Raw genomic sequence first — 13,668 nt, forward strand, 5'->3', positions numbered from 1 at the left:
GGGAGTTTATTATTCCTTTAACAATACTTCAGGGCACATCTTTTTATATTCAGCCAAAAAGATGCTTATGAAAATCTCTGCAATGGCATGGATTGGTATTACAACCAGCCTGCTTGTGCTGCTTGCTATGGGAGCAGCGCTAAACCTCAGATTCAGCTGGATCTTCTTTGGAACCCTTATTGGCCAGGCGCTGATATTGGTAATGGTTTATAAGGTACTGAAGGACAATTACACTACCGACAAAACCTTTGAGGATTTCTATGAAGACCGGCCCATCCCCAGAGAAAATTACCGGCAATAATGCTTAGTCTTTTGAAGGTTGCATTACCAGGAAGGGTATCTCAACGTGAAAAGCCATCCTTTTTACAACGGGTTCCCGGACCCAGTCACTGATAAGGCTGTGTTCGTTACGGATCATCATCAGAAACCCGATATCATGCTCCGCGATATAATCTTCAATAGTATTGGCTTTTCCTTCTGAATAGGGGATCCAATCGGAACAGGGTTGTAGCGCTTCTGCCTCCGTCAGCAACTGCTTTCTGTTAAAATGTTGTTTTCCGCTGAGCGAACTCAGTTCCCCAATGTGCATTATGTGCAATTTTGCACGGAGTTTTTTAGTAAAAAAACGGAGCGTTTTTAGTTGAATATCGGAATACGAATTGGAATAATCAGTAATAAGAGCAAGCCTGATACCTTTTCTGAACTTCGCCTCTCGGGGAATAATCAGCACCGGGATGTCCGATGCCGTTCTGAGGATACGGATAGTATTGCTACCCAGAAACAATTCCCTCAGGCCGCTGGCACCGGTAGTACCGCTAATTAGCAAATCAATATTTTTCAGACAGATCTGTTCCTTAATTTCTTCTGTTAAAAGATTAAAGGACGAAATACTTGAAAACTGCTGCGAGCTCTCAGGGTACCTCATCTCAATGTCCTGAACCAAATCAGCAAGTCCCTGTTCCGATTCAAGCTGAGCCCTGTCGGCATCCCGATAGCTGCCCTGGGCAAGTGCCATCACCCGGCTATGTATAAAATCCGGGGTATACGTATTTAAAAAATAAAATAACGCCGGTTGCTTTTCGAAAATTTTCATGCCGTATTCCACAGCGTTTGTGGCGGTCTCTGAAAAATCAGTGGGTATCAGTATCCGATTCATGCCAAACCAGTTCTTTAAAGTGTTAAAGGTAGAAGCGGGAACCGGCCTAAAGTATGATATCGATCAGGTTTTAAAATGAATTGGAAAGAATGTTGCGGAAAGAATACTGACAGCTCAAAAACCGTCTACAAGGTCCTGAAGTTTACGCTCTTCCAGAAGCATCATGCGTTTACCAGAGGTTTTTATAAGCTCTTTTTTACGGAACTCCGAGAGTATTCGGATACAGGACTCGGTAGCCGTCCCGACCACATTGGCGATATCTTCCCTGGACAACACCAGGGCGAGGTACCCCTCCGAATCCGTGCCGAAATTGTGTTTTAAATATAGCAGCGCTTCGGCGATGCGCTGCTTTACGTTTTTCTGGGACATATTTACAATAACATCGTCTGCCTCCCTGAGGTCATGGGCCATATGCCGTAAAACTTCATAGGTAAAGTCCGGGTTTTTATGCAGCGTACTTACTATAGCCTCTTTTGGGATAAAACAAACTTCCATGTCGTTCACGGCAATGGCGCTGAGATTTGCTGACTCTTCTGCGACCACGGAGCGCTGGCCCAATACTTCTCCCTTTGAGGCCAATTTTACGATCTGATCTTTGCCTGTAGCACTTAATTTTGAGAGTTTGGAAACGCCTCCGCGCACGCAATAAACTCCTCCGAGTTTCTCTCCTTCTTCGAAGATTACCTCGCCCTTTTTTATTTTTTTGCTTGTTTTGGAGTCGGAAACAGACTTGAGTTCTTCCTTGCTCATAGCCCTGAGGGCATTGAATTTCCGAACGATACAGTTCTCACAGCGATTGTCCATAAACCATGTAATCTATACCCTAAATGTAGCTAAATTCCATCTCTTATGAAAACTGATAATAATCATCTTTTGCCTGTCTCGATTATTTCATCTTTGAACCAATTTTAATTCTACCTGACTGAACCGGCCTCAACCTATGCCAGAAAAGGAACATTCCTGTTTTCATTGCGGAGATCCCTGCAGAGATTCCCACCAGATCTTTAAAGAGAAAAACTTCTGTTGCCGGGGGTGTAAAACAGTTTATCAGCTATTTCAGCAGAATGACCTGGGGTATTATTACGAAATGGAGGCAGCAGCCGGGAACAGTCCTAAGCAGACCGGAAGAAAATACGATTTCCTTGATGACAGCCAGATTACTGAACGTTTGCTGGATTTTCACGATGGCAGCCATAAGGTGGTAAATCTTTCTATTCCAGGGATCCACTGTAGTTCCTGTATCTGGATCTTGGAAAATTTACAAAAACTGAACCCGGGTGTCCTCAGCAGTCAGGTAGATTTCCCGCAAAAAAAAGCCCGCATCCACTTTGACGGAGACCGTATAAGCTTAAAAGAACTGGTTAACCTGCTGGTCGCCATCGGATATGAACCCTCTATTACCCTGGAAGATTACGGTGGAAAAAAAACGACCTCCAACCGCAGACTGATCTATCAGCTGGGTGTTGCCGGATTTGCCTTCGGCAATATTATGTTCCTGTCCTTTCCCGAGTATTTTGAAAGCGGGGAATACTGGCTGGAACAGTACAAAGGGCTCTTTCGCTGGATCATGTTTGCCTTTTCCCTGCCAGTGGTATTTTACTCCGCCTCGGGATATTTTACGGCTGCCTATAAAGGATTGCGATCCGGAATTCTCAATATTGATGTCCCCATAGCGCTGGGGATCATAACCCTTTTTCTGCGCTCTACCCTGGAAATCGCCTTCGATTGGGGCAGCGGATTTTTTGACAGCCTGAGCGGGCTGGTTTTCTTTCTGTTGCTCGGGAGGTTTTTTCAGCAAAAAACATACTCCTATCTCTCCTTTGAACGGGACTATACCTCTTATTTCCCCATTGCTGTGACACGACTAAGCAGTGATGGAACCGAGCAAAGCAGACCGGTCCATGAAATTGTAAAGGGAGATCGGCTTCTCATTAGAAACGGTGACCTTATTCCTGTAGATTCCGTCCTGCTTAAAGGAAAAGGTGAAATTGATTACAGCTTTGTAAGCGGGGAAGCGCGTCCTGTTTTTAAAGCTACTGGAGACAAACTCTTTGCGGGGGGAAAACAACTCGGGGCTACCCTGGAAATTGAAGTGCTAAAGCCCGTATCCCAAAGTTACCTGACAGAACTGTGGAGCGATTCGGCTTTTTCCAAAAACAACGACACTCCTTTCCGAAACCTCACAGATCGCATCGGCAAGCGGTTTACCTGGGTAGTGCTCGGCATTGCATTTACCTCAGGGGCCTTCTGGCTATGGTATGATCCCTCCCTGGCAATGAACGTCTTTACAGCTGTTTTGATTATTGCCTGCCCCTGCGCCATTGCCCTGGCGGCCCCTTTTACTTTGGGGAACCTGCTGCGGATTTTTGGTAAAAAAGGATTCTATGTAAAAGACACGGAAAGCCTTGAAAGAATGGCCCAAATCAACACCATTATTTTTGACAAAACAGGAACCCTTACTACCCGAAGCGAAAACAGTATCCGATACAATGGAGTAGAGCTCACCCAAAAGGAAGTAGCCCTTTTGAAGAATACTTTGCGGGCATCGGGTCATCCGCTGAGTCAGATGTTGTATAAGCAACTGGCGGCTTACAATATAGTACCCCTGGACCGTTTTGAGGAATACGTGGGAGAGGGTCTGGAAGGGCGCATCGCAGAAGATAGTATCCGAATAGGCTCCAGGGATTTTGTGGGGGCTGAAACTACCTCAGAAGCCTCGGGCACGGAGGTACATATAAGTACCAACGATTCATATAAAGGTTGTTTCAGTATACAGAATAAATACCGCAAAGGAATGGGAGCCATGTTGTCTGAACTCGCTGATGATTATTCCCTGGCCTTGCTATCGGGAGATAACTCTGCAGAAAAAGAGTCACTGGAAGAGGTGGTGCCTCCGCTTACTCCCATGTATTTCAACCAGCGGCCCAAAGAAAAATTACAATTCGTCAAAACCCTGCATCAGGAAGGCAAAGAAGTCCTGATGGTAGGAGACGGTCTGAACGATGCCGGGGCTCTGGCCCAAAGCCAGGTGGGGATTGCCGTTACAGAAGAATCGAACTTATTTACACCTGCCTGCGATGCCATCCTGGACAGCAGCAGCTTTGCTGATCTTGGAAGTTTCCTGAAAATAAGCAAGCAGGCCATGGGGGTCATCCGCCTGAGCTTTGCGCTTTCCCTGCTGTATAATCTCGTAGGTCTGTATTTTGCCGTTACCGGACAACTTGAACCCGTTATTGCCGCCATTTTAATGCCACTGAGTTCCATCAGCATTGTAGCTTTCACCACCCTTGCGAGTACCTGGATTGGCAGGAAGTTAAAATAAACGCCAAAGCATGATAATTATCATGTTTTCGGCGAAATCCGGCCATTAGTTTTACACCTAAATTTTGCTTGGGTATGAGCGTAATTTATATGTTGCTGGCTATTAGCATCTTAGTAGCCCTTATTTTTTTTGCAGCCTTTATTTTTTCGGTCAGGAATGGTCAGTATGACGATTCCTACACCCCTTCCGTCCGCATGCTTTTTGAGGACGAAGTAAAATCCTCTACCTCGCAACAAGAAGAAACTAACCCACAAAAACCATCCAATTAAATACGCTTTCTATGGAAGTTCAACAATTTCACTACGACAATAAAATCGTTCAGAAATTCCTTTATGCAACCATGCTATGGGGGATTGTTGGCATGCTGGTAGGCCTCCTGCTGGCATTTATGTTTTTATTTCCCAACCTGACAGACGGAATCTCCTGGTTGAGTTTCGGTCGCCTCCGGCCACTGCATACCAATGCAGTAATATTCGCCTTTGTGGGAAATGCCATGTTTGCCGGGGTTTACTACTCCACCCAAAGGTTGCTTAAAGCACGCATGTTCAGCGATGCGCTGAGCAACTTTAATTTCTGGGGCTGGCAGGCCATAATCGTAGCCGCAGCCATTACATTGCCGCTGGGGTACACTACCTCAAAAGAATACGCAGAACTCGAATGGCCCATTGACCTTGCCATTGCGGTGGTTTGGGTAGCCTTCGGTTGGAATTTTATCGGAACCCTGCTCAAACGGCGGCAACGCCATCTTTATGTGGCCATTTGGTTTTATCTGGCTACCATAATTACGGTGGCCGTGCTGCATATATTCAACAGTCTGGAACTTCCAGTGGGGGCCCTGAAGAGTTATTCGGTCTATGCAGGGGTACAGGATGCCCTGGTACAATGGTGGTACGGCCACAACGCGGTAGCTTTTTTCCTGACTACTCCTTTCCTCGGGCTGATGTATTATTTCGTCCCCAAGGCAGCCAACCGGCCTATTTATTCCTACCGGCTGTCTATTGTGCATTTCTGGTCCCTCATCTTTATATATATCTGGGCTGGGCCACACCACCTGTTGTATTCCGCCCTTCCGGACTGGGCCCAAAACCTGGGGGTGGCCTTCTCTGTAATGCTGATTGCACCTTCCTGGGGAGGTATGATCAACGGGTTGTTAACGCTAAGGGGGGCCTGGGATAAAGTACGAACCAGCCCTGTTTTGAAATTCATGGTAGTTGCCATTACGGGCTACGGGATGGCCACTTTTGAAGGCCCTATGTTATCCCTCAAAAATATTAACGCCATTGCGCATTTCAGTGACTGGATCATTGCACACGTACATGTGGGGGCTCTGGCCTGGAACGGCTTCCTGACCTTTGGGATGATTTACTGGCTGGTTCCTAAAATGTTCAAAACCCGCCTGCACTCTACCCCACTGGCAAATTTCCACTTCTGGATCGGGACCCTGGGGATTGTGCTCTATGCGCTGCCCATGTACGTGGCCGGGTTTACCCAGGCGCTGATGTGGAAAGACTTCAATCCGGATGGAACCCTGGTGTACGGGAATTTCCTTGAAACCGTGAACGAAATCATGCCCATGTACTGGATGCGGGCCATTGGCGGAAGTTTGTACCTGATAGGGATGTTTGTAATGCTTTACAATATTGTGGTAACCATCCGCTCGGGAAGCAGTGTGGAGGATGATCTTGCAGAAGCCCCCGCCCTAGCCCGTGTATCGCGTCGCAGAACGGCCGGAGAGACCTATCACACCTGGTTGGAGCGCAAGCCCATTCAACTGACCCTGCTGGCTACGGTAGCTATATTAATCGGAGGGATCATACAAATTGTCCCCACCATCCTGGTAAAATCCAACATCCCCACCATAACCAGTGTAAAACCCTATACCCCTCTTGAGCTGGAAGGAAGAGACCTCTATATTAGGGAAGGCTGCGTTAGTTGCCATTCCCAGATGGTTCGCCCTTTCCGCTCGGAAGTAGAGCGATACGGAGAATATGCCAAGGCAGGGGAATTTGTTTACGACCACCCCTTCCTCTGGGGCAGTAAGCGGACAGGGCCTGACCTGTTGCGGATAGGCGGGAAGTATTCTGATAACTGGCACCTGAACCATATGTACGACCCACAAAGCACTTCTTCCGGTTCCATTATGCCGGCCTATCAGTGGCTTATTCGCGATGAACACGACAGAAGCCAGACAGAAGCAAAAATGCGGGCCATGGTGAGCCTAGGGGTTCCGTATACCGAAGAAGACATTACGGGGGCTGCAGCATCCATGGATGCCCAGGCCACGCAAATAGAAGAGAATCTCTACAGCGATCCCGACTTTGCGAAATCTTACGAAGCAGATAAGCAATACGCTTCGGAAAACGGACTCCCTTTTGTTGAGATGCGCGACCGGGAAATAGTAGCGCTCATCGCCTACCTGCAAAGGCTGGGGACAGATATTAAAATTGAACAAGCTGAAACGGCTGCAACTCAAAACTGACAGACCATGCTAAAATTTGTAAAAAGCCATATGGAGACTATAGACGGGATAGCGACCTATCCTATGATCTCCCTGCTGATCTTCTTTTTGTTTTTTAGCGCCCTTTTCTGGTGGGTTTTTAGCACCTCAAAAGAGCGTATCCGGGAGATGAGCGAAATGCCCTTAGATGACCAACAACCAAAAGCTTCAGAAAAATGAGAAATTCAACACCCTGGTGGATTCGGGTTCCGCTGCTTTTCTTTACAATATTCGCCCTGATGGAATACTTTATTGATTCCGGGGAGAAACCCGCATTTTTAGAATACCCCATGACGGGCTATTTCCTGTTACTCATTTTGCTGTTGCTCATTGCCATAGAATTGATCCTGAAATCAATTGAGCAGGTAATGTTCCAGACACTCTCCAAGGAAGCCCAGGAACGCTATCTCAGCGCTTCCCAGGAAAGCAAGGGATGGGCCTGGGGAAAAAGGATGTATCAAAAACTCCTGGGGTCCAAACCGGTGGAAGAAGAATCGGAGATTATCCTGGACCACAACTACGACGGGATCCGGGAACTGGACAACAAATTACCCCCCTGGTGGGTCTACCTTTTTTATGTTACAATAATCTTTGGAGTGGTTTACCTCGCCCGTTTCCACGTCTTCGGGGATTACACCCAGGATGAGGAATTTGAAATGGAAATTGCCGAGGCCCGAATGGCTATTGAAGAGTATAAGAAAAATGCCAAAGACCTGGTTGATGTCAATACGGTTACCTTACTGACGGAAGCGGCCGACCTGCAGGCAGGCGAGAACATCTTCGTCACCAATTGTGCGGTTTGCCACAAAGTTGACGGCGGAGGAGGGATTGGCCCCAACCTCACGGATGACTACTGGATCCTGGGCGGGGGAATCCGCAACGTATTCAATACCATTTCGGAAGGCGGTCGGGCCGGGAAAGGGATGGTAGCCTGGAAAACGAATCTGAAACCGGCAGAGATGGCCCAGGTAGCCAGTTATGTGCTCACCATGCACGGCACCAATCCTGTGGATGCCAAGGATCCGGAAGGAGAAATCTGGATGGACCCCAATGCTCCTGTAGATTCGGTGTCTGTGGAAATACGGGATTCGACTACCGTAGAAATCATTATGGAAACCGATACTCCGGACCCTTTGCAGGAAGAATAGGATACGGCCGACAGGCATTTAAATGAAGAGGATGGAAGAGGAACAAGAAAATTTCAGGGATTCCATTGGCACCATTGATAAAGAAGGTAAAAGGGCCTGGGTTTTTCCCAAAAAGCCCAGTGGTCCTTTTTACAAGTACCGAAAATGGGTTAGCTATTTTTTGTTGCTATTCCTGTTTAGTGCTCCTTTTATTAAGATTGATGGCAACCAGTTCCTGATGTTCAATGTCCTGGAGCGCCGGTTTAATATTTTCGGACAACCCTTCTGGCCTCAGGATTTTCACCTGTTTGTGATTTCCATGATCATAGGGGTGATATTTGTAGCCCTTTTTACCGTTGCCTTCGGGCGTATTTTCTGCGGCTGGATGTGCCCTCAGACCATTTTTATGGAAATGGTTTTTCGCAGGATAGAATATTGGATAGATGGAGACAGGGGCGCACAGATGCGACTTGCCCGACAAGCCTGGAATGGAGAAAAAATACGAAAAAGGCTTCTGAAATGGGTGATTTTCTTCCTGATCTCTTTTGTGATCGCCAATATTTTTCTGGCATACCTCATCGGGAGCGATCAGTTACTGGAATATATTAAAGAAGGGCCCGGCAGCCATGCGGGAACCCTTACCGCCCTGCTTATTTTTACTGCTGTCTTTTACTTTGTCTTTGCGTGGTTCCGCGAACAAGTTTGTATCATAGCCTGTCCGTATGGCCGCATGCAGGGGGTCTTGCTAGACAATAAATCCGTGGTGGTGGCCTACGACCACAAAAGGGGCGAAAGTGAAAACGGTCGCAAGAAATTTCGCAAGAATGAAGACAGGGCAGCCCTTGGATATGGGGATTGTATCGATTGTTTCCAATGTGTACATGTCTGCCCCACAGGCATTGACATCCGGAACGGGACACAACTGGAATGTGTGAATTGTACAGCCTGTATCGATGAATGCAATACTATTATGGAAAAAGTTGGCCTTCCCAAAGGCCTTATCCGCTATGCAAGCGAAGATAATATTGTAAAAAAGGCGAGATTTTCATTTACCCCCCGCCTGAAAGGATATTCTGCGATACTGGGAATACTCATATGTGTTTTTGTGGGGATGCTTTTTTTAAGGAATGACCTGGAAGCGAACGTGCTTCGCCTGCCAGGGCAACTTTATGAACATAAGGAAAACAACATAATCAGCAATGTTTACACCTATAAGCTGATCAATAAAACCACTCATCCGGTGACAGACATACATTTTAAATTATTATCCCATCCGGGGACCATCATCTTTGTAAAAGGCGATGGCTTTACGGTACCAGCACAGGATTTAAACGAGGGAACGCTCTTTATAGAAATAAACAATGCTGCCCTGAACGGGGATAAGGACCAACTTAAAATTGGGGTCTACAGCGGGGAAGAACTAATAGAAACAACCCGGGCACGTTTTCTGGCGCCCCGGAATTATAACTGATAAGGATGAAAATAAACTGGGGAACTGCAATTGTTTTAGTATTTATAGCCTTTATAGTATTTATAGGCTATTTCGTTGTAATTGCCAATACTACTGAAAGGACCAATCACGATCTGGTTACAGAAGATTACTATCAAAAAGAGCTGGGCTATCAGGCCGATCTCGATGCCTCCCGTAATCTGAATGAGCTAAATAGCAATATGCGGGTATACATACGGCCGGAAGGGCTGTTAATCGAATTCCCGGAATCTATGCTCGAAGAAAAAGTAAAAGGAACAGTGTCCCTATACAGGCCATCCAGTAAACAGTTGGACTTTGACGAGCCCATTCGTCTGTCCGACTCTCAAATGCTCATACCCAGGAGTCGTTTGCTGGCTGGCCGCTGGGACATTAGAATCTTCTGGGAGTATGAGGAAGTACCCTACCTGTACAGAAAGCGGATGGTACTTTAAATAGAGGATTAAAAAATGAACCAAATACGATAATCGTTTTGATAAGCACCGCCCTGATACTTGGAATTATGGGGAGCCTGCACTGCATTGGAATGTGCGGCCCTATTGCCTTTATGTTGCCGCTGGACCGGAGTAACTCCTGGAAACAATGGGGGCAGCTGGGTCTCTACCATGTGGGGAGGTTGCTGGCTTATGGCCTTATAGGCCTCATTTTTGGACTGATCGGAAGAGGTCTGTACCTTTTTGGGTTTCAGCAAAAAATTTCCATTGCCATGGGAGTCATCATGATTGTAGCGGTTTTGTTCCCTTCCCGGATTAGCCGGAAATGGCGGGTACTGCAACCAATGTACAGGGTGCTGGGAAAATTGCAGGCAGCCCTGGGGAAACGTTTGAAGGAAAACAGCGCAGATGCTTTCCTGAGTATTGGATTCTTAAACGGATTTTTACCCTGTGGTCTGGTTTATATTGCCCTTATTGGGGCAATGGCTATGGCTACCGCCGCCTCAGGTACTTTTTATATGATGGCCTTTGGCCTGGGAACTATCCCACTGATGAGTGCCACTGCATTGCTGGGGAAAATGGCCAAAGGCAAATGGCTGGGGCGCATTCGTAATTGGGTACCTGTTTTTGTGGTAATTCTGGGAATTCTATTTATCCTGAGGGGCATGGGCCTTGGGATTCCATATATTTCTCCAAAAGATCCGTCAATGATAACCGCTACCCATATAGAATGTCATCCATAATTTATAAATTTCGCCGTTTTACAAACAACCTATAACAAGATGAAGAAGATAGTATGCCTGACCATCAGTATCCTGGTACTGATAACTGCCTGCAAATCAGAAAAAGGGAATGCCGAGGCCGCACCTGAGCCCAGCGGGACTGAAAATATAGCCTATAAATGGGGGGAGATGGCCCTGGAAGCCACGGCCCTGGATACCGAACGTTTTAAACCCAGGCCTACCATAACCTCGCGTTATCTGGGACTTATCTTTACAGCGGTTTTTGATGCCTGGTCGCGTTACGATGAAAATGCCATTCCCGTGTATCTCAAGGGAGTAGAACGCCGTCCGGCCGGGGAACACAATCTGAAAAACAAGGAAATCGCCATTAGCTATGCGGCCCTGAGGGCTATGAATGAATATTACTATACAGACCAGGCCCTGTTTGAAGATTTTATGAGATCCCTTGGGATGGATCCAAATGATAAAAGCCTGGACCCCACTACCCCGGCGGGAATTGGAAATCTGGCCGCACAGGCGGTGATTGAAGCCCGGAAAAACGACGGTGCCAACCAGTATGGCGAGGAGGCCGGTTCAAATGGGGAAGCGTATTTTGATTATACAGGATATACCCCTGTTAATAACCCGGATGAAAACGTAGACATCAACCGTTGGCAACCCAAATACTTCTCTGACGGCAAGGGGGGAAAGTATGCTCCCGGATGCCTTACCCCTTACTGGCAATTAGTAACCCCTATCAGTCTGGATTCTGCCAGTCAGTTCCGTCCGGGACCACCGCCCATGGTAGGTTCCGAGCAAATGGAAAAAGAAGTTCGGGAGGTAATAGAAATGCAGGCCAATCTGACGGATGAAGAAAAAGCCCTTGTGGAATTCATGCGGGATGGGCCAAAATCTGTTCAGCAGGCCGGGCACTGGCTGAAATTTGCACAGGATGTTTCCCGAAGAGATGAGCATACCCTGGACCAGGACGTCAAAATGTATTTTCTGAACCAGGTAACCGCCATGGATGCTTTTATCGCCTCCTGGGAGTCCAAGATGTATTACGATTTTGCACGGCCCTACGCCCTGGTCCACGATTATTTTCAGGGCGAACTGATCAAAGCCTGGGGAGGCCCCGGCAAAGGCGTAATTGAAATGAAGGGAGAACAATGGAGGCCCTATTCCCCTGAAGAATTCCTCTGTCCGCCCTTCCCTTCATATGTCTCCGGCCATAGTACTATCAGCGGGGCCTGTTCCGAGGCCCTGAGGCTATTTACCGGGGATGACTATTTCGGGGAAACGGTTGAACTGGTTCCCGGAAGCCTTACTGAAACGGATCCGGCCAATTACGGGGATACCGTAATACTGGAATTTCCAACCTTTACCCAGACAGCCGAAATGGCAGGAATTTCCCGGGTGATGGGAGGCTATCATATTCAGGCCGATAACGTGGCTGGGCTTCAACTGGGCAGGGATGTTGCGCAGCAGGCCTGGGAATTTTACCAGAAACACCTGGGAACAGGCAAACTTTAAAGCAATAAAAGGCTGCAGGACAGGCTTAAGCCTTATCCTTAATTCCTAATTTAAACCGGATGAAACTCGTTTCTCTAGAACAGGCTGCTTCTGTTGTAAAAAGTGGTGACCGCGTATTCGTACAGGGAGCAGCAATGACCCCCAATACGCTTATCAATGCCATTTGCGAAAATTACAGGGAGTTGAGCAATGTGGAGATTATATCCATTCACACGGATGGCCCGGTCAATTTTGCAATCCCCCCCTATAATATTGCCTTTAAAATCAATTCCTGTTTTGTGGGCTCCAATGTGCGGAAAGCAGTAAACACCAATCAGGGGGATTATATCCCGATTTTCCTATCTGAAATTCATCAGCTCTTCAGGCGTAAATTGCTGCCCCTGGATGTGGCAGTTGTGCAGGTTTCCCCACCGGATAAACACGGATATTGCTCCCTTGGGGTATCTGTAGATATAACCCTTCCGGCCGTACAGCACGCCAAAAAAGTGATTGCGCAACTCAATCCACAAGTTCCCAGGACCCATGGGGATGGGATCATCCACATGAGCCATATTGATTCTTTTGTGGAAGTTTCGGAACCCATACACAGCTATCCCGAAGGTAAGATCTCTGAAGTAGAACACAGTATCGGGAAAAACGTTGCCGGGCTTATTGAAGACGGGGCGACCCTGCAAATGGGCATTGGTAATATCCCCAATGCCGTATTAAAAAACCTCGGGAATCACAGGCAATTAGGTATTCATACCGAAATGTTTTCAGATGGGATCCTGCCACTGGTCAAATCAGGGGTGATAACCGGAGAAAACAAGGCTATTGATGCCCATAAAATCGTGAGTTGTTTTGCAGCCGGATCACAAAAACTATATGATTTTATTGACGAAAATCCCCAGCTGAGTTTCAAAGATGCCAGTTACACCAACGATACGGCCAATATCCGTAAAAACCCCAAGGTTACTGCCATTAATAGTGCCATTGAGATAGATCTAACAGGACAGGTTTGCGCAGATACCATAGGGAGTTACCAGTATTCAGGGGTCGGGGGGCAGATGGATTTTATCCGGGGGGCCTCCCTTTCCGAGGGCGGAAAACCTATAATTGCCTTGAGTTCCGTCACCAATAAGGGAATATCCAAAATATCCCCATTCCTGAAGAACGGAGCCGGGGTTACCACCACACGCGCGCACGTTCACTATGTGGTAACCGAGCACGGGGTAGTTAACCTGTTTGGGAAAAATTTACAACAACGGGCCAAAGCCCTAATCTCCATTGCACATCCGGATCATCGGGAAAATCTTGAAAGGGCCGCCTTTGATCGCTTTGGCCGGGTGTGAAAATACCGCTAACCTTTCTTAATAGTCCGTTGTGGCACAAAAAGAAAAGGGGCCCCG

The 13,668-nt window shown here is 47.2% G+C and carries 13 protein-coding genes; 11 read left to right on the forward strand and 2 right to left on the reverse strand.

Features of this window, described 5'->3' with window-relative positions; translation table 11 throughout:
• Positions 1-67: 67 nt before the first annotated feature.
• Positions 68-301, forward strand: coding sequence for a hypothetical protein (locus tag ACT6NU_RS04250; protein WP_445383219.1), 234 nt, complete (start codon positions 68-70; stop codon positions 299-301).
• Positions 302-304: 3 nt separating this feature from the next.
• Here the strand turns inward: ACT6NU_RS04250 and ACT6NU_RS04255 are convergent, their stop codons facing one another.
• Together ACT6NU_RS04255 and ACT6NU_RS04260 are read right to left on the reverse strand one after the other, a co-directional pair.
• Positions 305-1,156, reverse strand: coding sequence for a universal stress protein (locus ACT6NU_RS04255; RefSeq protein ID WP_445383220.1), 852 nt, complete (start codon positions 1,154-1,156; stop codon positions 305-307).
• A gap of 114 nt (positions 1,157-1,270) precedes the next feature.
• Positions 1,271-1,960 (reverse strand): Crp/Fnr family transcriptional regulator, encoded by a 690-nt coding sequence (locus ACT6NU_RS04260; protein ID WP_445383221.1) that lies wholly within the window; start codon positions 1,958-1,960, stop codon positions 1,271-1,273.
• 136 nt (positions 1,961-2,096) lie between these two features.
• Between ACT6NU_RS04260 and ACT6NU_RS04265 the strand changes: the two genes are divergently transcribed.
• From ACT6NU_RS04265 to ACT6NU_RS04310, 10 genes are all read left to right on the forward strand, one after another.
• Positions 2,097-4,478, forward strand: a complete 2,382-nt coding sequence (locus ACT6NU_RS04265) for a heavy metal translocating P-type ATPase (protein ID WP_445383222.1) — start codon at positions 2,097-2,099, stop codon at positions 4,476-4,478.
• Positions 4,479-4,552: 74 nt separating this feature from the next.
• On the forward strand, positions 4,553-4,747 hold the full coding sequence (ccoS, locus tag ACT6NU_RS04270; protein ID WP_445383223.1) for a cbb3-type cytochrome oxidase assembly protein CcoS: 195 nt from the start codon (positions 4,553-4,555) through the stop codon (positions 4,745-4,747).
• An 11-nt stretch (positions 4,748-4,758) separates the two neighbouring features.
• A complete protein-coding gene (ccoN, locus tag ACT6NU_RS04275) occupies positions 4,759-6,957 on the forward strand; it encodes a cytochrome-c oxidase, cbb3-type subunit I (protein WP_445383224.1) in 2,199 nt (732 codons plus the stop codon).
• A 6-nt stretch (positions 6,958-6,963) separates the two neighbouring features.
• Positions 6,964-7,155, forward strand: coding sequence for a CcoQ/FixQ family Cbb3-type cytochrome c oxidase assembly chaperone (locus tag ACT6NU_RS04280; protein ID WP_445383225.1), 192 nt, complete (start codon positions 6,964-6,966; stop codon positions 7,153-7,155).
• Positions 7,152-8,123 carry a cbb3-type cytochrome c oxidase N-terminal domain-containing protein gene (locus tag ACT6NU_RS04285; RefSeq protein WP_445383226.1) on the forward strand — a complete coding sequence of 324 codons (972 nt, stop codon included), beginning with the start codon at positions 7,152-7,154 and terminating at the stop codon, positions 8,121-8,123. The genes ACT6NU_RS04280 and ACT6NU_RS04285 overlap by 4 nt, the downstream gene beginning before the upstream one ends.
• A gap of 31 nt (positions 8,124-8,154) precedes the next feature.
• The gene (ccoG, locus tag ACT6NU_RS04290) at positions 8,155-9,573 is read left to right on the forward strand and encodes a cytochrome c oxidase accessory protein CcoG (protein ID WP_445383227.1); all 1,419 of its coding nucleotides are present in this window, start codon (positions 8,155-8,157) and stop codon (positions 9,571-9,573) included.
• Between the two features lie 5 nt (positions 9,574-9,578).
• Entirely contained in the window at positions 9,579-10,025 is a 447-nt protein-coding gene (locus ACT6NU_RS04295) for a FixH family protein (RefSeq protein ID WP_445383228.1), read from the forward strand.
• Positions 10,026-10,063: 38 nt separating this feature from the next.
• The gene (locus ACT6NU_RS04300) at positions 10,064-10,768 is read left to right on the forward strand and encodes a sulfite exporter TauE/SafE family protein (RefSeq protein WP_445383229.1); all 705 of its coding nucleotides are present in this window, start codon (positions 10,064-10,066) and stop codon (positions 10,766-10,768) included.
• 39 nt (positions 10,769-10,807) lie between these two features.
• Positions 10,808-12,280, forward strand: a complete 1,473-nt coding sequence (locus ACT6NU_RS04305; protein WP_445383230.1) for a vanadium-dependent haloperoxidase — start codon at positions 10,808-10,810, stop codon at positions 12,278-12,280.
• A gap of 59 nt (positions 12,281-12,339) precedes the next feature.
• Complete coding sequence (locus ACT6NU_RS04310; protein WP_445383231.1) at positions 12,340-13,611, forward strand: acetyl-CoA hydrolase/transferase family protein; 1,272 nt, start codon at positions 12,340-12,342, stop codon at positions 13,609-13,611.
• Positions 13,612-13,668: the final 57 nt, after the last annotated feature.

This window comes from Robiginitalea rubriflava, from assembly GCF_052540725.1.

Excerpts from the sequence above, each read along its gene's own strand:
- ACT6NU_RS04250 (WP_445383219.1), top strand. The coding sequence starts at position 68 with ATGAAAATCTCTGCAATGGCATGGATTGGTATTACAACCAGCCTGCTT.
- ACT6NU_RS04255 (WP_445383220.1), bottom strand. The coding sequence starts at position 1,156 with ATGAATCGGATACTGATACCCACTGATTTTTCAGAGACCGCCACAAAC.
- ACT6NU_RS04260 (WP_445383221.1), bottom strand. The coding sequence starts at position 1,960 with ATGGACAATCGCTGTGAGAACTGTATCGTTCGGAAATTCAATGCCCTC.
- ACT6NU_RS04265 (WP_445383222.1), top strand. The coding sequence starts at position 2,097 with ATGCCAGAAAAGGAACATTCCTGTTTTCATTGCGGAGATCCCTGCAGA.
- ccoS (WP_445383223.1), top strand. The coding sequence starts at position 4,553 with ATGAGCGTAATTTATATGTTGCTGGCTATTAGCATCTTAGTAGCCCTT.
- ccoN (WP_445383224.1), top strand. The coding sequence starts at position 4,759 with ATGGAAGTTCAACAATTTCACTACGACAATAAAATCGTTCAGAAATTC.
- ACT6NU_RS04280 (WP_445383225.1), top strand. The coding sequence starts at position 6,964 with ATGCTAAAATTTGTAAAAAGCCATATGGAGACTATAGACGGGATAGCG.
- ACT6NU_RS04285 (WP_445383226.1), top strand. The coding sequence starts at position 7,152 with ATGAGAAATTCAACACCCTGGTGGATTCGGGTTCCGCTGCTTTTCTTT.
- ccoG (WP_445383227.1), top strand. The coding sequence starts at position 8,155 with ATGGAAGAGGAACAAGAAAATTTCAGGGATTCCATTGGCACCATTGAT.
- ACT6NU_RS04295 (WP_445383228.1), top strand. The coding sequence starts at position 9,579 with ATGAAAATAAACTGGGGAACTGCAATTGTTTTAGTATTTATAGCCTTT.
- ACT6NU_RS04305 (WP_445383230.1), top strand. The coding sequence starts at position 10,808 with ATGAAGAAGATAGTATGCCTGACCATCAGTATCCTGGTACTGATAACT.
- ACT6NU_RS04310 (WP_445383231.1), top strand. The coding sequence starts at position 12,340 with ATGAAACTCGTTTCTCTAGAACAGGCTGCTTCTGTTGTAAAAAGTGGT.